Source organism: Candidatus Dorea massiliensis AP6 (assembly GCF_964245105.1).
Classification (GTDB): Bacteria; Bacillota; Clostridia; order Lachnospirales; family Lachnospiraceae; genus Laedolimicola; species Laedolimicola intestinihominis.
Genome location: NZ_CAXTKW010000010.1, coordinates 113,242 through 138,982, shown reverse-complemented (window position 1 = coordinate 138,982; position 25,741 = coordinate 113,242). Strand labels below are relative to the sequence as shown.

Annotated in this window: 20 protein-coding genes and 1 pseudogene; 16 read left to right on the top strand and 5 right to left on the bottom strand. The window is 51.2% G+C overall.

All coding sequences use genetic code 11. The annotated features are described in order from the left end of the window. Positions 1–17 precede the first annotated feature (17 nt). On the top strand, positions 18–1,460 hold the full coding sequence (locus ACESZP_RS11765; protein WP_178039529.1) for a family 1 glycosylhydrolase: 1,443 nt from the start codon (positions 18–20) through the stop codon (positions 1,458–1,460). Between the two features lie 19 nt (positions 1,461–1,479). Then, positions 1,480–2,931, top strand: coding sequence for a glycoside hydrolase family 1 protein (locus ACESZP_RS11760; protein WP_349165455.1), 1,452 nt, complete (start codon positions 1,480–1,482; stop codon positions 2,929–2,931). A gap of 71 nt (positions 2,932–3,002) precedes the next feature. Here the strand turns inward: ACESZP_RS11760 and ACESZP_RS11755 are convergent, their stop codons facing one another. The 3 genes from ACESZP_RS11755 to htpG all read right to left on the bottom strand — a co-directional run bounded on the left by ACESZP_RS11755 (position 3,003) and on the right by htpG (position 5,977). Continuing rightward, positions 3,003–3,419, bottom strand: coding sequence for a putative toxin-antitoxin system toxin component, PIN family (locus ACESZP_RS11755; RefSeq protein WP_178039531.1), 417 nt, complete (start codon positions 3,417–3,419; stop codon positions 3,003–3,005). A gap of 2 nt (positions 3,420–3,421) precedes the next feature. Then, positions 3,422–3,742: a type II toxin-antitoxin system RelB/DinJ family antitoxin gene (locus ACESZP_RS11750; RefSeq protein ID WP_178039532.1), complete on the bottom strand. Its 321-nt coding sequence runs from the start codon at positions 3,740–3,742 to the stop codon at positions 3,422–3,424. Positions 3,743–3,925: 183 nt separating this feature from the next. After that, positions 3,926–5,977, bottom strand: coding sequence for a molecular chaperone HtpG (gene htpG / locus ACESZP_RS11745; protein ID WP_499709096.1), 2,052 nt, complete (start codon positions 5,975–5,977; stop codon positions 3,926–3,928). A gap of 198 nt (positions 5,978–6,175) precedes the next feature. Between htpG and ACESZP_RS11740 the strand changes: the two genes are divergently transcribed. From ACESZP_RS11740 to ACESZP_RS11720, 5 genes are read left to right on the top strand one after another with little or no spacing between them, the layout of a single operon-like run. Beyond that, a complete protein-coding gene (locus ACESZP_RS11740) occupies positions 6,176–8,242 on the top strand; it encodes a hypothetical protein (RefSeq protein WP_499709095.1) in 2,067 nt (688 codons plus the stop codon). 60 nt (positions 8,243–8,302) lie between these two features. Beyond that, on the top strand, positions 8,303–9,064 hold the full coding sequence (locus tag ACESZP_RS11735) for a GDSL-type esterase/lipase family protein (protein ID WP_349165458.1): 762 nt from the start codon (positions 8,303–8,305) through the stop codon (positions 9,062–9,064). Continuing rightward, entirely contained in the window at positions 9,061–9,546 is a 486-nt protein-coding gene (locus tag ACESZP_RS11730) for a DUF4358 domain-containing protein (RefSeq protein WP_499709094.1), read from the top strand. The genes ACESZP_RS11735 and ACESZP_RS11730 overlap by 4 nt, the downstream gene beginning before the upstream one ends. 22 nt (positions 9,547–9,568) lie before the next feature. Continuing rightward, positions 9,569–10,960: an MBOAT family O-acyltransferase gene (locus ACESZP_RS11725; RefSeq protein WP_499709093.1), complete on the top strand. Its 1,392-nt coding sequence runs from the start codon at positions 9,569–9,571 to the stop codon at positions 10,958–10,960. Between the two features lie 49 nt (positions 10,961–11,009). After that, entirely contained in the window at positions 11,010–12,140 is a 1,131-nt protein-coding gene (locus ACESZP_RS11720) for a DHHW family protein (protein ID WP_499709092.1), read from the top strand. A gap of 38 nt (positions 12,141–12,178) precedes the next feature. On the opposite strand, the gene ACESZP_RS11715 is transcribed toward ACESZP_RS11720, so the two are convergent. Further along, positions 12,179–12,682, bottom strand: a complete 504-nt coding sequence (locus ACESZP_RS11715) for a DUF5721 family protein (RefSeq protein WP_499709091.1) — start codon at positions 12,680–12,682, stop codon at positions 12,179–12,181. A gap of 205 nt (positions 12,683–12,887) precedes the next feature. On the opposite strand from ACESZP_RS11715, the gene ACESZP_RS11710 reads away from it, so the two are divergent. The 3 genes from ACESZP_RS11710 (at position 12,888) to ACESZP_RS11700 (ending at position 15,505) form a co-directional block, all read left to right on the top strand. Next, positions 12,888–14,171 (top strand): M18 family aminopeptidase, encoded by a 1,284-nt coding sequence (locus tag ACESZP_RS11710; protein WP_499709090.1) that lies wholly within the window; start codon positions 12,888–12,890, stop codon positions 14,169–14,171. 148 nt (positions 14,172–14,319) lie between these two features. Beyond that, positions 14,320–15,159 (top strand): DegV family protein, encoded by an 840-nt coding sequence (locus ACESZP_RS11705; protein ID WP_178039540.1) that lies wholly within the window; start codon positions 14,320–14,322, stop codon positions 15,157–15,159. A gap of 112 nt (positions 15,160–15,271) precedes the next feature. After that, positions 15,272–15,505 carry a hypothetical protein gene (locus ACESZP_RS11700; RefSeq protein WP_178039541.1) on the top strand — a complete coding sequence of 78 codons (234 nt, stop codon included), beginning with the start codon at positions 15,272–15,274 and terminating at the stop codon, positions 15,503–15,505. Positions 15,506–15,614: 109 nt separating this feature from the next. On the opposite strand, the gene ACESZP_RS11695 is transcribed toward ACESZP_RS11700, so the two are convergent. Continuing rightward, positions 15,615–17,438 (bottom strand): Na/Pi cotransporter family protein, encoded by a 1,824-nt coding sequence (locus tag ACESZP_RS11695; RefSeq protein WP_499709089.1) that lies wholly within the window; start codon positions 17,436–17,438, stop codon positions 15,615–15,617. A 243-nt stretch (positions 17,439–17,681) separates the two neighbouring features. Between ACESZP_RS11695 and ACESZP_RS11690 the strand changes: the two genes are divergently transcribed. From ACESZP_RS11690 to ACESZP_RS11665, 6 genes and pseudogenes are all read left to right on the top strand, one after another. Next, positions 17,682–18,851, top strand: coding sequence for a M20 metallopeptidase family protein (locus ACESZP_RS11690; RefSeq protein WP_499709088.1), 1,170 nt, complete (start codon positions 17,682–17,684; stop codon positions 18,849–18,851). Positions 18,852–18,884: 33 nt separating this feature from the next. Beyond that, positions 18,885–20,612: an ABC transporter ATP-binding protein gene (locus ACESZP_RS11685; protein WP_499709087.1), complete on the top strand. Its 1,728-nt coding sequence runs from the start codon at positions 18,885–18,887 to the stop codon at positions 20,610–20,612. Continuing rightward, on the top strand, positions 20,612–22,480 hold the full coding sequence (locus ACESZP_RS11680; protein WP_499709086.1) for an ABC transporter ATP-binding protein: 1,869 nt from the start codon (positions 20,612–20,614) through the stop codon (positions 22,478–22,480). The genes ACESZP_RS11685 and ACESZP_RS11680 overlap by 1 nt, the downstream gene beginning before the upstream one ends. Positions 22,481–22,832: 352 nt before the next feature. Further along, positions 22,833–24,197 (top strand): electron transport complex subunit RsxC, encoded by a 1,365-nt coding sequence (gene rsxC, locus ACESZP_RS11675; RefSeq protein WP_499709085.1) that lies wholly within the window; start codon positions 22,833–22,835, stop codon positions 24,195–24,197. After that, a pseudogene (locus ACESZP_RS11670) lies at positions 24,194–25,114 on the top strand (RnfABCDGE type electron transport complex subunit D); the annotation flags it as partial. The gene rsxC and the pseudogene ACESZP_RS11670, both read left to right, overlap by 4 nt. Before the next feature lie 18 nt (positions 25,115–25,132). Then, the gene (locus tag ACESZP_RS11665; RefSeq protein ID WP_499709108.1) at positions 25,133–25,741 is read left to right on the top strand and encodes an RnfABCDGE type electron transport complex subunit G; all 609 of its coding nucleotides are present in this window, start codon (positions 25,133–25,135) and stop codon (positions 25,739–25,741) included.

The window sequence follows — 25,741 nt, the reverse complement described above, 5'->3', positions numbered from 1 at the left end:
GACAAAGAGGAGAGAGTATGAACAAAGCATTTCCCGATAATTTTTTGTGGGGTGCCGCTACCAGCGCCTATCAGGTAGAGGGCGCCGCCTATGAAGACGGCAAGAAGGCCAGTCAGCAGGACGTGATCAATAAAGAGAATTATGAAAAGCGTGGATTTGCCACGGCGGATATTGCCAGCGATCAGTATCATCACTACAAAGAAGATGTGGCGCTGATGAAAGAGATGGGATTTACGGCCTACCGCTTTTCCATCGCCTGGTCCCGGGTATTCCCGGACGGTGTCGGCGAGGTCAATGAGGCCGGTATCCAATACTATCGTAATCTGATCGACGAACTGCGGGCAAACGGGATCGAGCCTATCGTGACGCTTTACCATTATGATTTGCCCTGGGCGCTGGTGGAAAAGTATAACGGATGGCTGAGCCGTCAAGTGGTGGATGACTTCGCGTATTATGCCCGCTATATTATCAATGAATTTAAGGATAAGGTCAAATACTGGACCACAATCAACGAACAGAGCATCATTGTACAGTTCTGGACACAGAAGTGCTATATTCCGGAAGAACTGCGGGGAAATAATCAGCTGCGTTACCAGATCAACCATCATATGAATCTGGCCCACGCCATTGCCTGCAAGCTGGTTCACGAGCTGGTACCGGGCGGACTGGTGGGCGCGGCCCTTGGCTACGCGCCGGTGTATCCGTTGACGTCGAAGCCGGAGGATGTGATGGCGGCCCAGAACGCCCACGACCTGCGCAACGCCTATTATCTGGATATCTATTTCAAGGGCATGTATACAAAATCCGCGATGATTTATCTGGAGGAGCATGGACTGGCACCAGTGATTGAAGAAGGCGACATGGAGCTGATTAAAGAAGGCTATTCCGATTTCCTGGCACTGAATTATTATGCCAGCGAATGCGCGAAGGCGTGTCCGATGGAAGAAGGAAAAGAGATTCGTTACAGCGGCGTGAACTGGTCCGGTAAAAAGGGCGATATGAACGGCTTTGAAACCCACCCCGGTTTCTATGAGATGTGTAAAAATCCGAATCTGGATACGACGGACTGGGATTGGGCCATCGATCCGACTGGTCTGGAATATATCTTCCGGGATATTTATACGCGCTACAATAAGCCCCTGATGATTACGGAAAATGGTCTGGGCGCTTATGATACGCTGACTGAGGACGGACATATCCACGATAAATATCGGATTGCGTATCTGCGGGATCATATCAAGGCCATGAAAAGAGCCATGGATTATGGCGTGGAGGTACTGGCGTATTGTCCGTGGTCCGCAGTGGATCTGTTATCCACCAGCAACGGAGTCAAAAAACGCTACGGTTTTATCTATGTGGACCGTACAGACGACGATCCGAAGGAATGCGCCCGTCTGCGCAAGGATTCCTTTTATTGGTATCAGAAAGTGATTCAGTCCAGGGGAACGGAGTTGGATTGAGAAAGCAGGAGGAGAAGTAATGAAAAAAGTACCGACCGGATTTCCGGAGAATTTTATGTGGGGCGGCGCTGTGGCGGCCTGCCAGATAGAGGGCGCGTATGATGTGGATGGCAGAGGGCTGTCCACATCCGATATCCATGCCTTTGACAAGCACCTGGATCGGGCGCACATCAAAAAAGAAGGCGGAGGAACGCTGGCGGCTATTAAGGCAGCGATGGAGGATAAAGAAAGCTATTTTCCGAAACGCCACGGCATTGATTTTTACCATACCTATAAAGAAGATCTGGCACTGATGAAGGAAATGGGCTTCCGCGCGTTCCGCACCAGTATTTCCTGGTCCCGGATCTTCCCGAACGGCGATGAAGAGACACCGAATGAAAAGGGGTTGGAGTTTTACGATCGTCTGATTGACGAGATCAAGAAAGACGGCATGGAGCCGATTATCACCATGTCGCACTACGATATTCCGTTGCATCTGGTGACAGAATATGGCGGTTTTGCGAACCGGAAAATGATTGATTTCTTTGTGCGCTACGCAGAGGTGTTATTAAAAAGGTACAAGGGAAAAGTAAAATACTGGATTGTATGCAATCAGGTAAACCTGGTGCCCACAGTGCAGTTCGGAAGCCTGGGAATCTACGATGATCAGGCGGCGCCGGAAAAGATGGAAGAATTAATGTATCAGGCGGTACATAATCAGTTTATTGCCGGTGCGAAGGTGGTGGCGCTGGCAAAAGAGATTGATCCGGACGCTGTAATGGGAACCATGGTTGCTGATGGCACGGCATATCCGGCGAGCTGCAAGCCTGCCGATGTGGTCATGACAATGAAGAAAAACCGTATGCAGTATTTCTTCACCGATGTGCAGCTGAGAGGCGAGTATCCGGTATTCGCGCTTCGTTATTTCAAGGATCATGATATCTGCATCCGGATGGAAGACGGAGATGAGGAACTGTTAAAAAAGAATACGATGGAGTTCCTGGCTATTTCCTATTACTACAGCGGTATCGTAGACGCAGAGAAAAATACCATGAAGCCCTTTGATACCTGCCAGAACCCGTATCTGGATCCGACGCCATGGGAGTGGAGAGCGGATCCACTGGGCTTCTACAACTGTCTGTCCCAGTATTGGGATCGTTATGAAAAGCCGTTGATGATTGCGGAGAATGGTTTTGGCGCGTTGGATAAGGTAGAAGAGGATGGCAGTATCCACGACGATTACCGCATCGATTATCTGCGTAAGCATATTGCGCAGCTGAAAGAGTGCGTAAAGGATGGAGTGGAAATTCTCGCTTACTTGAGCTGGGGTCCCATCGATCTGGTGTCCAGCTCCAGCGCGGAGATGAGCAAGCGCTATGGCTATATTCACGTAGACCTGGACGATTTGGGGCAGGGAAGTGGTAAGCGCAGGAAAAAGGATTCCTTCTACTGGTATCAGAGAGTTATTGAGACGAATGGCGAAGAGCTATAACATTTGCCAGAACTGAAAAAGAGAGGCAGCAGATCATATCTGTTGTCTCTCTTTTGGAAAGTATCATAGCTTTAAGTCTCATTTTCATTCAGAATATCCAACATTTCTTTTGGAGTCACCACATAAGGCTTAACTGGGAAATGCTTAGTATTGCCGGTTACAAGATAAGCGTCAGCGTTTTTCCTTGCTTCCATAACGACTTCATAAAAAATTGCGTCATCGGGGTCAGGAATGGACTCCTGAGTGGTAGCTGCATCCAAAAAGATGCTCCGTTTAATTAAGCCTGTCAATATGAGTTCGATATTATGTCGATCAAATTTAAATTTAGGACGATGTAGAACTTCTTTGTATTCGTCCAGAATATCTTCATGCAACAAAGGAATCACACGGCCTGCGAGCGCTTCCTGCAGAATCATACCGGGAACGGAGGAAAAATTAAATAAAGCGGAAACAACCACATTTGTGTCAAGGACAGCATAGTATTTCATAGTTACACTCCATTCTGAACAGTTCTTGCTGCCCGGGTGGCTCTGGATGCGGCAATTTCAGCATTGATCTCGTCCAATGTCATATCGGATGTGTCATTTTGCTGTGCAGCTTCACTCAGGCTTTGCATGGCGCGAATTGCCCGCTCGGCGTTGTAGTCCTGTCTGGGCAGCGTCATGGAAAATGGAACGCCGTTCACAGCAACAGAACGTTTTAAAAACATGCGGATGGCAGTGGGAAGGTCGATGCCTAGCTCCTCGTAGACAGCGGTAGCCTGGGTACGCAGTTCATTATCAACACGCACTTGCATTACACTTGTAGCCATAAAAACACTCCTTTCAAATATAAATATATTGGTTTATAATACAATTATATTTGGATATAGAAAAAAAGTCAAGGACTGGATAGTTACTAATATGCTGAATAAAGAAATTATTTTGTCAGAGTTGAAAAAGAGAGGCAACAGAACATTCATCTGTTGTCTCTCTTTTGTAAGTGAATTAGTAATTTATTTCGCCAGCAACATCATAATCTCATTACTTCTGCTGATAAACTTCGTCATCTTCTCCGGAGCCAGCGGCTGGTGGCTGATCATGGCCAGGTCGTAGAGCTGCTCGCAGAACAGGTTGACGTTTTCGCCGTCCTTGTGCGCGAGGATGTACTGAACCAGCTTGTTGTTCGCGTTCAGAACCAGGGTCTCTCCGCCGCCGAACATGCCCATATCCATACCGTTCATGCTGTACATCTTCATCATATCCTGCATTCTGCGGCTTTCCTCGGAGAGGGTAATCATGGAGGAGATATTCTCGTTCTTCATCTTCTCTACTTTCACGTCCAGCTTGTCATTGCCCAGAGCCTTCCGGAAGATTTCAGTCAGGGAATCGGTGGTCTCCTTCAGCTCTGCCTCGTCGGTGGCTTCCACGAAGTCCTCGGTCAGATCTGCGTCGATCCGCTGGAACTTGATCTTGTCATTCTTCATTTCCAGATGGGAAATGAAGGGAGCGTCGATATTGTGCTTCAGGATGACAGCGTTCTTGCCTTCCTCGCGGAAGAGATTGATATACTGGCTCTGCTGTACCTCGTCGGTTACGTAGAAGATGGTCGTCTTTTCCGGCTCCTTCTCCTCGGTATCCTCCTGCTTGTCGTCCGGGTTTTCTACCACGTCCACATCGGCGGCCTCCTCCTCCGGAACCAGATCCTTCAGAGTCTGATACTTGCCGTCCAGATCCTTGAACAGGATATAATCGCTCATCTTGTCACAGAACTTCTCATCCTTCAGGCAGCCGAATTTGATAAACGGGCTGATGTCGTCCCAGTACTTCTCATAGGTTTCCCGATCGGTTTTGCACATACCGGTCAGCTTGTCTGCTACCTTCTTGGAGATGTAATCGGAAATCTTCTTTACAAAGCCGTCATTCTGCAGGGCGCTTCGGGATACATTCAGCGGCAGATCCGGACAGTCGATGACGCCCTTTAAGAGCATCAGGAATTCCGGAATGACCTCCTTGATATTGTCGGCGATAAATACCTGGTTGTTGTACAGCTTGATGGTTCCCTCGATGGAGTCATACTCCGTATTGATCTTCGGGAAGTACAGGATACCCTTCAGGTTAAAGGGATAATCCATGTTCAGGTGAATCCAGAACAGAGGCTCCTTATAATCCTGGAACACCTTGCGGTAAAAGGCCTTGTATTCCTCATCAGAGCACTCATTGGGGTGCTTGGTCCACAGCGGGTGGATATCGCTTAAGGAAACAGGACGCTTGTTGATCTTGACCCGATCCCGGGCCGGGGATACCTCTTTGGTCTCCTTGGTGCCGTCCTCTTTTTCGATCTCCTCCGTCTTGGCGTCCTCATGAATATGCTCGACCACCACGTCGTCGTCACGAAGCTCGGACTCGTCGATGGTTTCGTATTCCTGTTCCGCATTTGCCTTCTCCAGGAAAATCTCTACAGGCATGAAGGAGCAGTACTTGCTGATGACCTCGCGGGCACGGTATTCGTTGGCGAACTCCAGACAGTCCTCGTTCAGGAACAGGGTAATCTCGGTACCGATCTCAGTACGGGTTCCCTCAGACATATCGTATTCGGTACCGCCATCGCATTCCCAGTGAACGGCTTTCGCGCCATCCTGATAGGAAAGGGTGTCGATGTGAACCTCGTCTGCTACCATGAATGCGGAGTAGAAGCCCAGTCCGAAATGACCGATGATCTGGTCGTCATTGGCCTTATCCTTGTACTTCTCCAGGAAATCAGCCGCTCCGGAAAATGCGATCTGGTTGATGTATTCCTCGACTTCTTCTGCGGTCATACCAAGTCCGGTATCGATGAATTTCAGAGTTTTCTCTTCCGGGTTCACAATCACGCGGACGCTGTCCTTGTGGCCTTCCGGATAGTTGTATTCACCAATCAGGGCAAGCTTATGAAGCTTCGTAATCGCGTCGCAGCCGTTGGAAATCAGCTCGCGGAAGAAGATGTCGTGGTCGGAATAGAGCCACTTCTTGATAATCGGGAAAATATTTTCGCTGTTAATGGAAAGACTTCCATGTGTATTTGCCATTTTCGTTCACTCCTTTAAGTAAGTATGTTTCGTAACTGATAAATATTGTAACGCGGCGGAACGGAAAAGTCAATAGAAAATCAGCACTCTAAGCAGGCGAGTGCTAACAAAAATTCCGTAAAGTTTATAAAAATTCTATAAACAGGAAAAAGAAGATCTGGTATAATAAAACATATATGAGTGAGGGAGATACAAAGGATGAAAGAGTGGAAGAAAAGCAGATGGCTGATGCCGCTACTGTTGATTTTAGTGGGCATTCTTCTGGAAATATTCGTATTTAATTTCCGACATTGGGAAGCATATCTGTGGAAGGACGAGCATAGGAATTTTGAGGAGCAGATACTGGGCGAAGGCCTGGTGCAGGTGAATGATAGCCTGTATCGTGTTACAGCGGAGAATGGAGAGGAGACATCCTGTATCGAACTGCTCAATATACAGCAGAAGCTTTACAATATTCAGATTGATATGCGTGTGGAAAATCCGGTTTCACCGGAAGACCGGGCTGTCAGTGTTCAGGTGAAGGCGTCGGACGAGGCCAATGAAAAATATTTTCGTCTGCCGGAACGTAAGATCGTAAATGGTGTGGAAAAAAGCCAGTATATGCGGCTGCATCTGAGCGGAAGCTCTCCGGAAATGCTGATTATCATTCACGCGTCCAAAGGACAGCTCATTCGGATTTCCGACATCAGCGGCAATGTGTCCGTGCCGTTTTTCTTCTCTCTGGCGCGACTGCTGGCTGTATGGGGGCTGCTTATCGCTGGCTGGTATCTGCGCCCGTCTTCGGAGGTTCACCGGAAAAAATATGTGGAATGCGGCTATAAGGGAGTTCTTTTTGCGGCAGTGCTTCTCGGACTGGAATTCGCGGCGGCCTTTGCGGTGCAGCAGGAGAATCTGACGGCGGTGGAGCAGGCGCCCACCATGACCTGGATGACCCAGTACCAGCTGCTGGTCCATTCCCTGGCGAAGGGCGAGACACGGCTTGAAATAGAGCCGGGTGAGACATTAAAATCCCTGGAGAACCCTTACGATTACCGGATGCGGAGCGCGATGATGGAAAATGCGGATGAGAGCTATATGTGGGATACCGCTTATTACAGGGAACATTATTACGTCTATTTTGGAGTCGTACCGGAGCTTCTGTTTTTCCTGCCCTGTTATCTGCTCACAGGCGCGGATTTTTCGACGCTTACGGCAGTTTGGCTGTCCTGCAGCCTGTTTATGGCCGGTGTATTTGTATTACTTGGAGAAATTGTAAAAAAATGGTATCGCAATACGTCCTATTCGGTCTGGTTGCTTTTGAGCCTTTTGATTGCCAATGGCAGCGGTGTCTGGAGCTTTTACCGATATCCCACCTTCTATGACATCCCATTGATGCTGGGCATGGCCTGCGGCGTCTGGGGACTGGCTTTCTGGATGAAATCGCTGAAAGGGGAACGGGTCAATCGGTTGGAAATGGCGGCAGGTTCTTTTCTGATTGCGCTAATTGCGGGCTGCAGACCCCAGCTGGTGCTGGTGAGCGCGCTGGCGCTGCCGCTGTACGGAACTGCGATTCGACAGGGAAAGGTTCTGAAAGAAAAGAAGGTATTAGATTTATTTGCCTTTGCGTTTCCGGTGCTTCTGGTGGCGGCGGGCCTGATGTATTACAATCAGATTCGCTTCGGCAGCGTCACGGATTTCGGAGCCGCCTACAATCTCACCCTGCAGGATATGACCAGGCGGAAGCTGGAAATGGGCAGGACGGTATTCGGCTATTTTACCATGCTGTTTCAGCCGCCGGTAATTACGGGCGTATTTCCCTATTATGAGCAGGTGGCGGTGAAGAGTCAGTTTTACGGCCAGGCCATCATTGAGAGCGGCTTCGGCGGCATCATGGTCAACAATCTGATTTTGTTCCTCAGTCTGATTCCGTGGAAATGTAAGAAGCTGATTCGGCAGAAGGAAGCGTATCTCTGGGCGTGGATGTTTCTGATTCTGGGGCTTGTGACAGCTTTTATTGATATCCAGATTGGCGGTCTGATTCCCCGTTATACGGTGGATGTAATCTGGCTGTTTTACCTGGCAGTGGTGCCGGTGGTGCTGGGAGCGTTGGAAGAAAGCGTGGGTATGGAGCGATGGAAGCTTCTGTACGGTCTGTTTCTGCTTTTGTTTATTCAGGCCATGCTGTTCCATTTCCTGACCATATTTACAGATATCTATGATAAAGTGAAGGATATGAATCCGGTCTGGTTCTACAGGGTAGAGCATCTGATCGAATTCTGGCTGTAGGCTGAAACTTTTTGTAATGCGGATCCGTCTATATACTATAAAGGTAGGAGTGCTTGTAGGATGAGACAGAATGTGAGAATTGCCTGGTATTTTCTGGTGCTGGCGCTGCTTGTCGGCGTATGGTTTGCGCACGGCAGGGCGGACGAAAAAAAGACAGAACCGGAAGGTGGTTTCCCGGCGGTGGCATGGATAGAAGCGCAGGAAAATGCAGATGTAAATAAAATAGAAGTAAAGCTGGAACAGAAAGAAGCGGCAGAGCAGCAGCTGTCAGATCCGGGAAATCCGGACAAAGGTACGTTAAAAGAGCGCTTTGCGGGCGCGGTTCTGGTGGGTGATTCGGTGGCGACAGGCTTTCTGGATTATGAGATTCTGGACGCCACAGAAATCGTGGCGCTTCGGGGACTGCGGACTGACTCAGCCGGACCGGAGATCGAAAAAGCGCTTTCGCTTGCGCCGAAGGTCTTATTTTTATCCATCGGGTTAAATGATCTGGAATACTGCCGGGGTGACAGCAGGCTTTTTATCCGGCATTATGAGGAGCGGCTCACAGAGATCCGGGCTCAGGCGCCCGATCTGCCCGTTTACATCAATGGAATTTTGCCGGTGCTTCCGGAGGCCGTGGAGAAGAAGCCTGCCCTTCAGAATGTGGATACCTTTAATCAGGCCCTTCGGGATATGTGTAAAAAATGGAACCTGACCTATATTGACAACAGTGAGCTGCTGCAGGATCACGCGGACTGGTATCAGAAGGATGCAGTACACCTGAAAAGTACGCCCTATCCGCTGTGGCTGGAGCGCATGGAGGAGGCGGCTGGCTTATGAGAGACTGGATTTTGCGGATAGCGAAGCTTATCCTTCTGGGGCTTCTGGTGTATGGCGGTGTCCTGGTGGTTAAGGGAACCGTCCGGCATGTGGACTTCGGAAAGCTCCGGGCCGATGTGGAGGCCGCAGCGGATGCATCGGATATGAAGCAGGGCGACGCGCAGCTTCTGAGAAGGCTTTACGGGCTGAACGGTGGGGAACTGGCCCATTGGGTACTCTATATTTCTTCTGACAATATGGCCGTAGAGGAGCTGCTTTTAGCGGAGTGTACCTCGACCGCACAGGCGGATCAGGTGCTTCAGGCGGCCCGGGATCGAAAAGCCACGCAGATTCGGAATTTCGATGGTTACGGTCCGGAACAGGTGCAGCTGTTGAACCAGAGCGCCCTTCGAAGCGACGATGTGTACGTGCTGTTTGCGGTATCGGATCACGTATCGGATATCAAAAAGGCATACCGAAAAGACCTGTTTCAGACAGAATAAATGAGAAATTAGGAGCATAAAAATGGTTTTCAGCAGTATTGTCTTTCTCTTTGCGTTTCTGCCGCCGGTTCTGGCGGTTTATTATCTGGCTCCGGTGAAGCTTCGGAATCTGGTGCTTCTGGTGGCAAGCCTGATTTTTTATGCCTGGGGCGAGCCGGTCTATATCGGGCTCATGGGCTACAGTATCCTGTGGAATTACGTGATGGGACTGGATATTGCGAGATTTAAGAAAAAGGGAAAATCTGGAAAATGGAGTCTCGCACTTGGCGTGGCGGTGAATTTACTGATTCTCGGATTCTTTAAATATTACGGATTTTTGGCGGAGAATCTGGAGGCACTGCTTCCGGTAAAGCTGCCGGAGCTGGCGCCCCGCCTGCCCATCGGACTGTCCTTTTATACCTTTCAGTCCATTTCCTACCTGGCGGATGTGTACAGGGGGAAAGCGAAGCGGCAGACGAATCTCATTTCCTTTGGTCTCTATATCTCCATGTTCCCACAGCTGGTGGCGGGTCCCATCGTCCAGTACGCGGATGTGGATGCCCAGCTTCAGAAGCGGGAAATGTCCCCGGAGAAGTTTGGAAACGGAGTCCGGTATTTTATAAGCGGCCTTTCGAAGAAGGTGCTTCTGGCCAACAATCTGGGCGTTATATTTCAGGAAATTACGGCCCTTTCCGGCCTGTCGGTGCTGTCAGCCTGGCTTGGCGTGCTGGCCTATACTCTTCAGATTTATTTTGATTTCAGCGGCTATTCCGATATGGCCATCGGCCTTGGGAAAATGCTGGGCTTTGAATTCCGGCCCAATTTTAACTATCCCTACTGTGCGAAAAGCATTACGGATTTCTGGCGGCGGTGGCATATGTCCTTAAGCTCCTGGTTCCGGGAGTATGTGTACATCCCGCTGGGCGGTAACCGGGTGAAAGCAGGACGGCATATGTTCAATCTGCTGGTGGTCTGGATGCTGACCGGGCTCTGGCACGGGGCCAGCTGGAATTTTGTGGTCTGGGGCCTGTATTACGGAATTTTGCTGATTTTCGAAAAATATGTATTAAAAGGAAAAATCGAACAATGGCCGGTACTAAGACGGGTGTACACGCTGTTCCTGGTGATGACAGGCTGGGTGTTCTTCTTCAGCCCCAGTCTCACGGCGGCGGGGCAATATCTGGCGGCGCTGTTCGGACGGGGCGCAGCCGGCCTGGCGGATGCGGCGGGGCTTTATTACCTGACCACAGGACTTGTTCTGTTTATCCTGGCGGCATTATTTTCCACGCCGCTGCCATTTGGAATCTGGCGGAAGCTGCAGGAAAACGACTGGTGGGACGGTCTGATTTTAGTCGGATATCTGGCGCTGTTTTTGTTGGCAGTGGCATATCTGATTCGGGATACGTATAATCCGTTTTTGTATTTCCGATTCTGAAAACGGGAAAATAGATGGACAGAGGCTTACGATGAGAGACAGAAAAAATTTGAATAAAATATTGGGACTTGGCTTCGTGCTGGTGCTGGCCGGTTTTACTGCAGCCAATTTCCTTCATAAGGATATGAAATTCTCCGACACGGAAAACCGGATGCTGCAGCAAAAGCCTGCCTTCGGCCTGGCGGAGCTGGTGGACGGTCGCTTTATGAGCAGCTTTGAAAAATACCAGACCGATCAGTTCGCCTTCCGGGATCAGTGGATTCGCCTGCAGACGGCGGCGGATCAGCTGCTTGGCAAAAATAAATCCGGGGATGTATATCTGGGAGAAAATCAGCTTTTTGAGGAACCGTCGGAAATCGGAAACGAGGTGTGGAAAAATCTGGATGCCATCAATCACTTTTGCAGCCAGTATCCGGACGTGCATTCCTATCTGATGCTGGCTCCGGACGCGGCGTCTGTACAGAAGGAGCGGCTGCCGGGATACGTGCCGGTGGCAGAACAGGAGCAGCAGCTTCAAACGCTTCAGAGGTATCAGGAGGAACAGAACAGTTCGGTGACGGAAATCCCCCTGTATGAGACGTTGCGGGCGCATAAGGACGAATACCTCTATTACCGGAGCGACCACCACTGGACCACGCTGGGGGCCTGGTACGCCTATGAAAAGGCGGCGGAGGTGATGAACATTCCGGGAGTGGCGGAAAAGGCGGAGAACATCGGGGAAAACCTGTATCCGGTGACCGCGCAGTTTCAGGGAACCTTGTCCGCAAGGAGTGGTTATCAGGTTTCGGACGATACCATCGAGGTCTACTGGCCGGAGCCGGAGACTGAATTGGTGGTCACCTACGTGCAGGAGCAGACAAAATCAGCTTCCCTGTATGCGTCAGAGAAGCTGAGTACCAAAGACAAATATGGCATGTTTTTAAACGGCAACCATCCGTTGACCGAGATCCGAACCATGGCCTCCACGGGCCGGAAGCTGCTTCTTGTGAAGGATTCCTACGCCAACTGCTTCGTGCCTTATCTGACCGACGGCTTCGAAGAGATTGTGCTGGTGGATCCCAGGTATTATTACGACAATCTGGAAAAGCTGATGGGGCAGTATGGGTTCACGGATGTGCTGTTTCTCTATAATTTAAATACGTTTTTGGAAGACGACGTGTTACAGTATGTATTGGAATAATAGCCGACAAAATAAGTCGTTTCCCTGGATATAACTACTTATAAGAGTTGAAACGCCAGCTCCTGCTTTAAAAAGAACTTCTGCACCATCTGATCCCAGGCGTGCTCCAGAGACTTATCCATGGTAAATAAGTTCAGCGAGACGGCGGTGGTGCAGATGACTTTACCGTCCTCATAACGGATATTTAAAGCCAGGCCGTTCACATCCCCTGTGGAAAATGGGGAGGCGGTCTGGTTTAACAATTTCTCCGTATTTTCCGGCGAGAGCTGAAAAGTAAAGCGAAAGCCCAGGGGCGTGCGTTTTCCTTTAATAAGCTCCAGGCAGAAAGGCCGGAGTTCCGGCCAGCGCGCGAAGCGGCGGCTTTCAAGGCCCAGGGCTTCCTGTTCTTCTTTTGTATAATAATCCGGATGCAGATGACCGTCGAAGTGGAAGGTACTGTAGGTGATGACACTGCCCTCCACCACATGGAACGCATCGAATGTCTGAGAAAGTAAAAGCTTATTCATGAACGCTTTTACGTCTTCCATCTGAAAAGAAATCATAGAAACCTCCTGTGAAAATAGAATACAGTCTGTTTTTAGTATACACAGAACGAACCGTAAATTCAATGAAAACAGAGCCTGGATTTGAAAATATCGTTTTATACTCGTTTTATAGGTAGTAGAGCTCTCTGATAAATAGTTCACAGAAAGTAAAAATTCATGTATACTGTGAGATAGAAAAACACGACAAAGGAGGAACATCCCTATGAATAAAATTGATCACGCCGAAAAACTCCTGCAGCTCACCGAGGAGGGGACTTCGCCCTTCCATGTGACCGCCAGTGTGGAGCGGCAGCTTCAGGAGGCAGGTTTTAAAAAAGTGCAGTTGGGAAAAAACTGGAAACTGGAAAAGGGAGGCCGTTACTATCTGGTTCACCATGGAACCAGTCTGGTGGCGTTTGCCATCGGGAAATGCTACCGAACCGGTGACGCCTTCCGCATGGCGGCGGCTCATACAGACTTCCCGGGACTGCGGATCAAGCCCTCGCCGGAGGTGAAGAAGGCGGGCTACCGACAGCTGAATGTGGAAGTCTACGGCGGAGCCATTTTAAATACCTGGCTGGATCGTCCCCTGTCTGCTTCTGGACAGGTGGCGCTGCGAAGCGACGACGTCTTCCATCCCCAGATGCGCTTAGTGGACTTTAAAAAGCCTTTCCTGACTATCCCGAATCTGGCTATCCATATGAACCGGGAGGTCAATAAGGGCGTGGAGCTGAACCGCCAGAAGGATATGCTTCCGGTCTTCGGCCTGGAGGATTCCGAGGAGTTCCTGACCCGTCTGGCGGAGCGGCTGCAGGTGAAGAAAGAAGATATCCTGGAGTACGAGCTGGGACTTTACAATACGGATACCGGCGATTATCTGGGCCTTTCCGAGGAATTTATTTCCTCACCCCGTCTGGACAATCTGACCAGCGTCCAGGCCATTACTACAGCTATGATAGAAGGCGGTCGGGAGCGGGGAATCAATGTGGCTGCCTATTTCGACCACGAGGAGATCGGCAGCCGTACCAAGCAGGGCGCAGGTTCCACCTTCCTGTCGGCGGTGCTGGAGCGGATTCTGCTGGCTCTGGACGGAGGCCGAGACCAGTTTCTGGAGGCCTACGGGGACAGCATGCTGCTCTCCGTGGACGTGGCCCACGGAATCCATCCCAATCATACGGACAAGCATGATCCCACCAATCAGAACGTGCTGGGAAAGGGCGTCTGCATCAAGGAGGCCTGTAGTCAGTCCTACGCCACCGACAGCGAGGCCGTGGCCATCGTCCAGCAGATCTGTGACAGCGGGGAGATTCCCTGTCAGAAGTTTGTGAACCGCTCCGACAGTGCGGGCGGCAGTACCCTGGGCTCCATCGCGTCCTCCATTCTGCCCATCCGGACCGTGGATATCGGCGTTCCGCTTCTGGCCATGCATTCCAGCCGAGAGCTGATGGGAACCTCCGACCAGGAGAGTCTGGTGCGACTGGTGCAGGCATTTTACAGTTTATCATAAAAGGTATTGAAAAGCTCATAGCGTTGTGCTAATATGTAATGTAGTATTTAAAACTACATAAAATAATTTTGAGATTATGAGATTTTGTATGGAAACCGTGAAGATGTTGAGCGGTTGAAAATAGAGACAGTGGAGGAATGGGAACGTTATGAGTTATAAGATTGTCATGGACAGCTGCGGTGAACTGCCGGAAAGCTATAAGAAGGACGGGCATTTTGAACGTGTGCCGCTGACCCTGGATATTGATGGACATCTGGTAGTGGACGATGAGACCTTTGATCAGGCAGACTTTCTGAAAAGAGTGGCTGCCAGCCCCAATTGTCCCAAGTCCTCCTGTCCGTCTCCGCACCGGTACCTGGAAGCCTATACCTGCGACGCGGATCACGTATACGCGGTGACGCTTTCCGCAGAGCTGAGCGGCTCCTATAACAGCGCAGAGCTGGGTAAGAAGCTGTACGAGGAGGAATATGGGGAAAAGAAAATCCATATCTTTAATTCCCGCTCTGCCTCCATCGGAGAGACGTTGATTGCCCTGAAGATTGAAGCCTGCGAAAAGGCCGGCATGAGCTTTGAGGATGTGATTGCTGCCGTGGACGCGTACATTGCGGAACAGCATACGTATTTTGTACTGGAATCTCTGGAAGCGCTCCGGAAGAACGGCCGCCTGAGTAATCTGAAGGCCTTTGTGGCAAATGCCCTGAATATCAAGCCGGTCATGGGAGCTACCCCCCAGGGAACCATCTGCCAGAAGGATCAGGCCAGGGGCGTGAACCGGGCGCTGAAGCGTATGGCCGATTACGTGGCAGAGGAGATAAAGAATCCGGCAGAGAAGATTGTGGCGATTTCCCACTGCAATTGTCCCGAGCGGGCGCAGTTTGTGAAAGAAGAGATTGCAAAACGGATTTCTGTGAAGGATTTCCTGATTCTGGATACAGCCGGAGTCAGCAGCCTCTATGCCAGCGACGGCGGCATTATTGTGGTGGCGTAAGGAAAAAGAATAAATTTTTTCATGGCTTTTTCACAAAGTTATGCTATAATAAGAAAAAGTAGGACAAAGTCCGGCTGGATTTTGTGAAAAAGTGAGAGAGGAAATCGAGATTATGAGTCAGGAAAAAGTAGATCGTTATAAAGAGCAGAAAGCCAACCGCAAGCAGATTATGGCAAGAGAAAAGCACGAGAAGTTCCTCGTGAAGCTTTGCGCAGGCCTGGTAGCGCTGGCGCTGGTTTGCTGGCTTGGCTATTCCATCTACGATAGTGCTAACAAACCGGATACCTCAGATGTAGCGATCACCACTACGGCGATTGATGAGTATGTGAACACATTGCAGCAGTAGGGACAGAATATTTGTATATGGAAGATGAAGAAAACCGCATGCCATTCCGACATGCGGTTTTTGCGTAAAAAAAGATTCGCACACTTTTGCGCGAATCTTTTGGGTAAAATTATTTGGCTTTTTTAGCTTCTTTATTCTCTTTCTTCTCGCTTTTCTCGTTCTTTTCCGGAGCTGCAATATTATACTTCTCCGCATAAGCATTGAAACACTCCTGATAAGCCTCATCCCGCATATGACGGACGCTCTTGACGTACTCGTGGGTATCGAACTCAGAGCTGTTGGTCTCAATCATGGCGACGGCCACGTTGGAGCAGTGGGCTGCGATACGCTCCAGGTTGGTCAGCAGATCGTTGAACGCGAAGCCCTGCTGGAATTCACATTTGCCCTCCCGGAGACGGGTAATGTGACGGTTCTTCAGCTCGTTACAGAGCATACCGATGAGCTCGCGCAGAGGCTCTACCTTTTTCGCCATCTCCAGAGAGTCGGTACAGAAGGCGTCTACCGTCAGGTCTGTGATTTCCCGGATAGAAGCGCTCAATACGCTGATTTCATACTGGGCAGATTCGGAGAAGCTGATCTTCTTCTCTGCCAGCTCCAGGGCCACCTTGGAAATATTGACGGCGTGGTCGCCCAGACGCTCAAAGTCGCTTAAGGTGTGCAGAAATTCGGATACCTGCTGGGTCTGGGTGCTGTTCATGGGCTGACCGGTCAGCTGCATCAGGTAGGTTCCCAGCTTGTCCTCGTATTTATCAATGAGGTTTTCCTTTTCCTGAATCTTGTTGTATTTCTCCTGGGAGAAATCCTTCAGAAGGGCGAAGGAACGGCTCAGATTCTTGCGGGCCTTTTTGGCCATGCCGTTCATAGCGGTATGGCTCTGGGTGATAGCCAGGGCCGGGTAAGCCAGGAAACGCTCCTCCAGCAGATCGAAGTCTGCCTGATCCTCCAGCTCCTCCGGGTCATCCTTCACAAGCCAGAAGACGAATTTCTCGATGAGTCCGATAAAGGGCACCAATACCAGAATGGTCGCCATACGGAACACGGAGTTCATAAGCGCGATGGTCACAGGCCGCATATTCATATCCATGAACGGGAAATGCACGAAAGCATTGACCGTGTAGAATACAATGGACCAGAAAATCATACCGAACAGGTCGTTCAGCAGATAGATAAGAGCGGTACGCTTGCCGTTCTTATTGGTTCCGATGGAAGAGAGAAGCACCGGACATGCCGCGCCGACACCGATACCCATGGTAATCGGAAGAGCCGCCGCAAAGCTGATGCTGCCGGTCATGGACAGGGCCTGCAGGATGCCGACGGAAGCGGACGCGCTCTGCAGCACGGCGGTGAAAGCGATACCCACCAGAATACCCATGAACGGGTTCTCAAAGGTGGTCAGCAGATTGACGAACTGGGGACTCTCCTTTAAGGGAGAGACAGCGCCGCTCATGGTCTGCATGCCTACCATCAGAATCGAGAAGCCCAGCATGATGTCGCCCACATTTTTATAAGTGGTCTTCTTCACGAACATCTTGAAAATGATACCGATGATAGCCACCACCGCGGAAATGGTAGCGGTGGACAGAAGCTGGGCGATGCCGCTGGAACCGTCGATGTAAGACAGGCAGAGGATCCAGCCGGTCACACTGGTACCGATGTTGGCTCCCATGATGATACCGATGGCCTGGGCCACCTTCATCATACCGGAGTTTACAAATCCGACCACCATGACGGTGGTAGCGGAGGAGGACTGGATGATGGCGGTCACGGCAGTTCCCAGAAGAATACCCTTTAAGGGCGTGCTGGTGAGCTTGTAGAGCACCAGCTCCAGCTTATTTCCTGCCACCCGTTTCAGTCCGTCGCCCATCATGGACATACCGAACAGGAACAAAGCGACGCCGCTTAACAGTGTCAGGATAAGTGATATTCCATTCATTGTTTTTTTCTCCTAAGTGTTTTTTCATTTACACGAACATTTCTATTATATGATAGTTTATGCGGATTTTACAATCCCTTAACTGCATTTTTATGAAAATTCAATGTAAAATTTACAAAAACAGAAAAGGATAAGGACGATCTGCCGAAGAACAGGAAGAACAGGCGCAGCCTCTAAAAACTTGAAAAGGGAAAATGCTTCTGCTAAAATAGGCCTGTATCAGAAGAAAAGAAACAAGAGTCCATGGCAAAACGGGATGGACAGGGGATAAAAAGAGAGAAGAGTGAAGCGATGAAACAGACAGAAGAAAGGAATTCTGCAAGAAGCCGAATCGAGAATCAGATAAAGGAACTTCGCCATCGGCTCCATATCTGCCCGGAGATCTCCGGGCAGGAACGGAAGACGAAGGCCGCCTTAAAGCAATTTCTGGAAGAAAGTACCAATTTGGAACTTTACGACTGTGGCGGAGGTTTTTATGCGGCTTACCGAAGCAGCATGCCGGAGCAGGCGAAAAAGGGCGTCGCGTTCCGGGCGGACTATGACGCACTGGCATTGCCGGAGGGCGGCGCGGCCCATCTCTGCGGCCATGACGGTCATGCGTCTGCCCTCTGTGGCGCGGCGCTTCTGTTGGAGCAGCAGATAAAAGAGGGGCAGGAACCGGGAAGAAATGTATTCTTTCTGTTCCAGCCCGCCGAGGAGACCGGCGCGGGCGCGGCGCCCTGCTGTGAACTCTTTGATAAGGAAGAGATCGAAGAAATCTACGGCGCGCATAATCTTCCGGGTTTTGCCTTCGGTGAAGTGTATACAAAGGAAGGAACCTTTGCCTGCGGTTCGGAAGGGCTGACCTTACGATTCCTCGGAAAGCCCACCCACGCAGCCTATCCGGAGCTGGGCGTCTCCCCGGCCCCTGCTGTGGGACAGCTGTTGACCGGGATCCCGTCATTTTTAAATAAGAAAGAACACGGCTACAGCGGTATGGTCCTTTGCACCGTTATCGGCGTACAGATGGGCGAGAAAGCCTTCGGTGCGGCGGCTGAGAAGGCGGAAGTCTGGCTGACCCTCCGGGCGGAGCGGGGCGCGGATCTGAAAAAATTGCGTCAAATGGTACTGACCCGTGCGGAAGAACTGGCGGCACAGGACGGCCTTATCCTGGAGACAGAGGAGCAGGACGTCTTTCCGGCTACCGAAAATGACAGCGCCTGCGCCAAAAAGGTATTAAAAGTCTGTGGCGGCCGCATCCTGCCGGAGCCTATGCGCTGGAGTGAGGACTTCGGCCATTACCTGAATCATTGCCGGGGGGCGTTCTTCGGCATCGGAGCAGGCGTGGAGCATCCGGGGCTTCACACGGCGGCTTACGAATATCCGGATAGGCTGCTGATGCGGACGGCGGAGAGCTTCCTGAAATTAATATAAGGATAGAAAGACAACATTCGGAGGAACAGAACGATGCTGATACGCTTATTTTCCTACATGAATCAATATAAAAAATACGCCGCCCTGGCGGTCGTCTGCATTATGACAGAGGGGGTATTTGAGCTGCTGGTACCGCTCATCATGGCCGACCTCATCGACGTGGGTGTGTCGAGCGGCGACCGGGCTTATATCTATATGAAGGGACTGCAGATGGTGGGCTGCGCACTGATCGCGCTGGTGCTGGGCGTGGGAAGCGCCCGGTTTGCGGCGCTGACCGGTCAGGGATTGGGCGCGGAGCTGAGGAAGGCCGAGTATGAGAAGCTTCAGGGCTACTCCTTTGCCAATATCGACCATTTCCGTTCGTCTTCCCTGGTGACCCGTCTCACCAGCGACGTGACCAATATTCAGAACGCAGTGTCCATGGGCATGCGCCCCTTCTGCCGTGGACCCATGATGCTGGTGGTGGCCACCGGCGTGGCATTTTCCATCAACCATACCCTGGCGTTGGTGTTCTTTGTGGCATTACCCATCCTGGCGGCAGCCCTGTTTGCTATTACCATGAAGGTGCGGCCTTTGTATTCCCGGATGCAGACAGCTATCGACACCGTGAACCGGATCATCCAGGAAAACCTGACGGCGGTGCGTATCGTCAAGGCCTGTGTCCGGGGCGACTATGAAGTAGAAAAGTTTGAGGAAGGCAATCAGAATCTGCGTCAGGAATCCGAGACGGCCTTTCGGTTAGCCGCCCTGAACATGCCGGCCATGCAGTTCGTCATGTACGGCACAATTCTGGCGATTCTGCTTTTTGGCGGTTATCTGATTCAGAAGGGCAGTATGAAGGTGGGCGAGCTCACGGGATTTTTAAGCTATGTGCTGCAAATTCTGAATTCCTTGATGATGATTTCCAATGTATTTCTGTTGCTGACCCGTTCCATGGCGTCCGGCGCCAGAATTCTGGAGGTTATCGACGAAAAGGTGGATCTGACGGACGAAAAAGTCCGGAATATCGAAGTGGAACGCGGCAGCGTGGACTTTGAACATGTGTGGTTCAAGTATAAAAAAGAGGCGAAGGAATATGTACTTTCGGACATTTCCTTCCATATAGAAGCGGGCCAGACCGTGGGCGTCATCGGACAGACCGGCGCGGCCAAGTCCACGCTGGTGCAGTTGATCCCGAGACTTTATGACGCCACCGAAGGCGTGGTGAAGGTGGACGGCGTTCCGGTACAGGAGTATCCGATGGCGCATCTTAGGGAGGCAATTGCCATGGTACTGCAGAAAAATACCCTGTTTTCCGGAAGCCTCCTGGACAATCTGCGCTGGGGAAAGGAGGACGCTTCCATGGAAGAGATCGAGGAAGCCTGCCGCATCGCCTGCGTGGACGAGGTGTTGGAACGGCTGCCAGAGGGGTATGAGACCGAGATGGGTCAGGGCGGCGTCAATGTGTCCGGCGGCCAGAAGCAGCGGATCTGCATCGCCCGTGCGCTTTTGAAGAAACCGAAAATCCTGATTCTCGACGATTCCACCAGCGCTGTGGATACGGCTACAGAGGCGAAGATTCGGGAGCGCATGGGCGCGGCTCTGCCTGATATGACGAAAATCATCATCGGACAGCGGATTTCCTCTGTCCGGCACGCGGATCAGATTATCATTCTGGACGATGGCCGGGTCAGCGCCATCGGCACTCACGAGGAGCTGCTGGCCCGCAGTGAAATTTATCAGCAGATATACGAATCTCAGAAGGAAGGAGTGGAGCTTTAATGGCACGGTATAGTTATGTGGGCTACAAGCGGCCTAAAAATACGAAAAATACCCTGAAGCATCTCCTTCATTATATGGGACTTCATAAATGGATGTTTCTGCTGGTGGGAGTTCTGGTGTGTATCAGCACCGGGGCCAGCGTCATGGGAACCTATCTCTTAAAGCCGGTCATCAACCGCTTTATCATGCCCGGGGATATGAAGGGGCTGGTCAGCGCGGTGGCAGCCATGGGCGTCATGTATTTCTGCGGCGCGCTTGCGACCCTGGCCTACAACCAGCTCATGATTAAATCGGCCCAGACTGTGGTGCAGGAGATTCGAAGCGACCTCTTTGCCCATGTGCAGACCCTGCCGTTACAGTATTTTGACGCCCATACCCACGGGGAGCTGATGAGCCGCTTCACCAATGATGTGGACACGGTGCAGGAGGCCATGAACAACAGCTTCGCCATGGCGATCCAGAGCTTTCTGACCCTGGTGGGCACCATTGTAATGATGATGGTTCTGAGCGTAAGGCTGTCTCTGATTGTTATGGTGTTTCTGGTTATGATGGGCATTTTTATCCGGACAAACAGTAAGCGGAGCCGGAAATATTATCAGCGGCAGCAGGCAGAGCTTGGCAAAATTAATGGCTTTGCGGAGGAAATGATGGCGGGTCAGAAGGTGGAGAAAATCTTCAATCATGAGAAAATCAATTTCGATATTTTCTGCGGTCTCAATGAAAATCTGCGGAAGGAGTCCACAGACGCCCTGACCTACACAGGTATGCAGGTGCCCACGGTGGTCAGCCTTTCCTATCTGAATTACGCGGTATCGGCCTGTGTGGGCGGTATCTTTACTCTGAACGGCTTTCTGGATATCGGAAGCCTGTCATCCTATCTGGTGTTTGTGCGCCAGAGCGCCCTGCCTATGAACCAGTTTACGGCTCAGATTAACCAGATTCTGACGGCTCTTGCCGGGGCAGAGCGGATCTTCGATCTGATGGAGGCCGAGCCTGAGGCGGACGAGGGCGATGTGACCCTCTGCAATGTATTGGAAGAAAATGGAACGCTCAAAGAAATCGCGGAGCACACCGGTCATTTCGCGTGGAAGCTTCCGGCGGAGGAGCCGGGCGGCAGGACGGAGCTGCGGAAACTCCGGGGTGATGTGAAATTCGACAATGTGGTCTTCGGCTATATGCCGGGAAAGCATATTTTAAATGGGATCTCCCTGTATGCCAAGCCGGGTCAGAAGATTGCGTTCGTGGGCAGCACCGGAGCCGGGAAGACTACGATTATCAATCTAATTAACCGGTTTTATGAGATGGAATCCGGCACCATCACCTATGACGGCATCGACATTCGGCGGATTCGAAAAGATGATCTGCGCCATTCCCTGGCTATGGTTATCCAGGAGACTCATCTGTTTACCGGAACCATTGCCGATAATATCCGTTACGGAAAGCTCGACGCCACCGACGAGGAGGTGCGGGAGGCAGCCCGGATTGCCAATGCGGATTCCTTTATCCGGCGTCTTCCGGACGGCTATGACACCATGCTTTACAGCGACGGCAGCAATCTGTCCCAGGGGCAGCGGCAGCTCATCGCCATTGCCCGTGCGGCCATAGCGAAGCCGCCGGTGCTGATCCTCGACGAGGCCACCAGTTCCATCGATACCAGAACGGAGCGGCTCATCGAGAAGGGCATGGACGCTATTATGGATGGCCGGACGGTCTTTGTTATCGCCCACCGGCTTTCCACGGTCCGTAATTCCAAGGCTATCATGGTGCTGGAGAAGGGTGAAATCATCGAGCGGGGCGATCACGAAGCGCTGCTTGCGAACAAAGGAAGGTATTACCAGCTGTATACCGGACAGTTTGAACTGGAATAAACTGGGAGAAAGATAAATTGTATACAAACAGGATTTCCAAAATCTGGATAATACAGAGGAAGGATATCCTGTTTTTTTACGATGTGGATATAGAAATAATCTTTTTCGTTCTGAAATTCCGGTAAAAAACAGAATTGTACTGAAAAAAAAACTGGAATATGGTTCTATTCTGCGCTAGAATAAAGTGATCATAAATATGGTGTTCTCGATACAAATTTAACAATATTGTCAAAAAAATCTCGAAATTGATCTAAGATTGTCTATTTTTTATCTAAAGTTGTATATCAAATCCAAGTGTGATAAAGTAAATACGAGACAAATGCTACAAAAGCATGAAGGAAGGAAAAAGCATATGTTCAAGAAGACATTTAAGGGCGGCGTGCATCCGGACGACGGAAAGCGCTACGCCAAGGACGCGTCTTACCGTACCTATCTTCCCCAGGGCGAACTGGTATTTCCCATGAGTCAGCATATCGGAAAACCGGCGAAGCCTGTGGTAAAGAAGGGCGACATGGTGCTGGCAGGCCAGCTGCTCGGCGAAGCGGACGGCTTCGTATCGGCGAACATCGTCAGCTCCTGTTCCGGAACGGTAAAGGCTGTTGAGAACAGAAGAACAGCATCCGGTGCGAAGGTAATGTCCGTAGTGATCGAGAATGACGGACAGTACACATTGGCAGAAGGCATCGGCGCTGAGCGCGATTACAAGACACTTGGCAAAGAAGAAATTCTCGGAAGTATACAGAAAGCAGGTATCGTGGGAATGGGAGGAGCCGGATTCCCGGTTCATGTGAAGCTCGCCCCGAAGAACGCGGATGAGATTCGTTATGTCATTGCGAATGGCGCGGAGTGTGAGCCTTATATTACCTGCGATGATCAGCTTATGCGCACAAGGAGCATGGAGCTGGCAGAAGGTATGCGGATTCTTCTGAAGCTGTTCCCGGCGGCAGAGGGTGTCTTCCTGATAGAGGATAATAAACCGGAAGCCATCGCAGCCATGGAAAAGGCCTGCGCAGGCGATGAGAAGCTAAAGGTTCACGCGGCGAAATGCAAGTACCCCCAGGGCGGCGAACGTTCTATTATCCAGGTCATCGCAGGGATTGATCTGAAGCTTGGCATGCTCCCGGCGGACGCGGGCTGCGTGGTAGACAATGTGGCGACCATGTACGCCATTTATCAGGCTGTATGCAAGTCTACACCATTGATGGAGCGTGGCTTTACCGTATCCGGCGATGCGGTCAAGGAGCCCTGTAACCTGATTGTGAAAATCGGAACCAACATGGCAGAGGTCCTGGAGGCCGCAGGCGGCATCCGGGATGGAAAGGAAGCGCAGAAGCTTTTAAGCGGCGGTCCGATGATGGGTATGGCGCTGGCTGATTTGAATGTGCCGATTTGCAAGAACAATAACGCGCTGACCGTGCTGGGCGAGGATCCGGTGGCGCTGGCAGAGCAGCAGGAGACGGCGTGTCTGCGCTGTGGCCGCTGTACGAGAGTCTGTCCCTTGGGCCTGTCTCCCCAGGAGATGATGGACGCGGCCAAGAGAAGACGCTTTGTCCGCTACGAGAAGAAGCTGTATGGCCTGGAGTGTATCGCCTGCGGTTCCTGTACCTATGTCTGTCCGGCCAAGCGGCCCCTGATGCAGACCTTCAAGCAGACCAAGGCTGAGATTATGGCGAAGAAGAGAGCCGCGCAGGCGCAGCAGGGAGGTGCAAAGAAATGAGTAAACTGATGAATGTATCCTCCAGCCCCCATGTGCGGAGTAAGCTTACGACTAGACATGTCATGTGCGACGTGATTCTGGCCCTTCTTCCGGCGACGGTCATGGGCGTATACCATTTTGGAATTTCCGCGCTTGTGACGATTCTTACGTCTATTGCTGCGGCGGTTTTGACGGAGTTTTTATTTGATAAGGCAACCGGAAGAGAGAATACGATCACGGACTGCAGTGCCATTGTCACAGGACTTCTCCTGGCGCTCTGCCTTCCGAACGGCGTTCCCCTTTACATACCGGTTCTCGGAAGCGTATTTGCGATTCTGTTTACCAAATGCTGCTTCGGCGGTCTGGGCCATAATTTTATGAACCCGGCCCTGTCCGGACGTTGCTTTCTGCTGATTTCCTTTGCAGGCGTCATGTCCACCTATACGGTAGACGGCGTCAGCAGCGCCACACCGCTGGCAGATCTGGCGTCAGGCAATGCGGTGAGCCTGGTACAGACCTTCCTGGGAGCTAATAACGGCGTTATCGGCTGTTCCACAGCAGGACTCCTGCTTGGCGGAATTTATCTGCTGATCGTAGGCGGCATTACCTGGGAGATTCCGGTGTCTGTGCTGGTATCCTTTACCGCATTTATTGCTCTGTTCGGCGGTCACGGCTTTGATGTGCAGTACCTGCTTATGCAGCTGGCTGGCGGCGGTATTGTGATGGGAGCCTTCTTCATGGCGACCGACCCGGTTACCTGCCCTCTGGGGTCCGGCGGACAGCTGCTCTACGGCGTGGTGCTCGGTATTCTGGCGGCGTTATTCCGTGTATTCGGAAGCTCCGCGGATTCTGTAAGCTATGCCATCATCATCTGCAATATGTTTGTTCCGCTCATTGACGAGATTTCCATTCCGACGCCATTCGGTTACCGGAAGAAGAAAGAGGGCGGAAAGAAGATTCCGGCCGCAGCCATTGCGCTCTGCGTCATTACCCTGATTGCGGGCGTGGCTTTAAGCGGTGTATACAAGCTGACCGAGGGCAGGATCGCCGAGCAAAAGCTGGCGGAAAAGGCAGCTTCTTATCAGGAGGTCTGCCCGGACGCAGTAGAGTTCGCTTATGACGATGCAATTACTGCTAAGGTGGATGCTCTGAACGGTGAAGTATACGGAACTGATTTCGGTAAGGCTTATATCAATGAAGTAATCGTAGGAAAAGACGCTTCCGGCAATGTGGCAGGCTATGTCATCAGCGCTACCAGCGGCGACGGTATGGACGGCAATATTACGATGTCTGTAGGCATCGCTTCAGACGGAACCGTAACCGGTATTTCCTTCACGGTTCTGAATGAGACCGCAGGTCTTGGCTCTCTGGTAGGAGAGGATGCTTTCAAGAGCCAGTTTGACGGTGTGAAGACGGATAAATTCACGCTGTTCAAGTCCGGCGGAGCAAGCGCGCCCGGCGAGATCAACGGCGTATCCGGCGCAACCATTTCCTCCAGTGCCGTAGTCAATGCGGTGAATGCTGCGGTAGACTTCTTTGAAAATGATATACAGGGAGGAAATTAA

Bases quoted from the DNA above. Each gene is read 5' to 3' on its own strand.
- ACESZP_RS11725 (WP_499709093.1), top strand. From the start codon at position 9,569: ATGGTTTTCAGCAGTATTGTCTTTCTCTTTGCGTTTCTGCCGCCGGTT.
- htpG (WP_499709096.1), bottom strand. From the start codon at position 5,977: ATGGCAAATACACATGGAAGTCTTTCCATTAACAGCGAAAATATTTTC.
- ACESZP_RS11685 (WP_499709087.1), top strand. From the start codon at position 18,885: ATGCTGATACGCTTATTTTCCTACATGAATCAATATAAAAAATACGCC.
- ACESZP_RS11755 (WP_178039531.1), bottom strand. From the start codon at position 3,419: ATGAAATACTATGCTGTCCTTGACACAAATGTGGTTGTTTCCGCTTTA.
- ACESZP_RS11680 (WP_499709086.1), top strand. From the start codon at position 20,612: ATGGCACGGTATAGTTATGTGGGCTACAAGCGGCCTAAAAATACGAAA.
- ACESZP_RS11765 (WP_178039529.1), top strand. From the start codon at position 18: ATGAACAAAGCATTTCCCGATAATTTTTTGTGGGGTGCCGCTACCAGC.
- ACESZP_RS11715 (WP_499709091.1), bottom strand. From the start codon at position 12,682: ATGATTTCTTTTCAGATGGAAGACGTAAAAGCGTTCATGAATAAGCTT.
- ACESZP_RS11705 (WP_178039540.1), top strand. From the start codon at position 14,320: ATGAGTTATAAGATTGTCATGGACAGCTGCGGTGAACTGCCGGAAAGC.
- ACESZP_RS11730 (WP_499709094.1), top strand. From the start codon at position 9,061: ATGAGAGACTGGATTTTGCGGATAGCGAAGCTTATCCTTCTGGGGCTT.
- ACESZP_RS11695 (WP_499709089.1), bottom strand. From the start codon at position 17,438: ATGAATGGAATATCACTTATCCTGACACTGTTAAGCGGCGTCGCTTTG.
- ACESZP_RS11735 (WP_349165458.1), top strand. From the start codon at position 8,303: ATGAGACAGAATGTGAGAATTGCCTGGTATTTTCTGGTGCTGGCGCTG.
- ACESZP_RS11750 (WP_178039532.1), bottom strand. From the start codon at position 3,742: ATGGCTACAAGTGTAATGCAAGTGCGTGTTGATAATGAACTGCGTACC.
- ACESZP_RS11700 (WP_178039541.1), top strand. From the start codon at position 15,272: ATGAGTCAGGAAAAAGTAGATCGTTATAAAGAGCAGAAAGCCAACCGC.
- ACESZP_RS11760 (WP_349165455.1), top strand. From the start codon at position 1,480: ATGAAAAAAGTACCGACCGGATTTCCGGAGAATTTTATGTGGGGCGGC.
- ACESZP_RS11710 (WP_499709090.1), top strand. From the start codon at position 12,888: ATGAATAAAATTGATCACGCCGAAAAACTCCTGCAGCTCACCGAGGAG.
- ACESZP_RS11740 (WP_499709095.1), top strand. From the start codon at position 6,176: ATGAAAGAGTGGAAGAAAAGCAGATGGCTGATGCCGCTACTGTTGATT.
- rsxC (WP_499709085.1), top strand. From the start codon at position 22,833: ATGTTCAAGAAGACATTTAAGGGCGGCGTGCATCCGGACGACGGAAAG.
- ACESZP_RS11690 (WP_499709088.1), top strand. From the start codon at position 17,682: ATGGCAAAACGGGATGGACAGGGGATAAAAAGAGAGAAGAGTGAAGCG.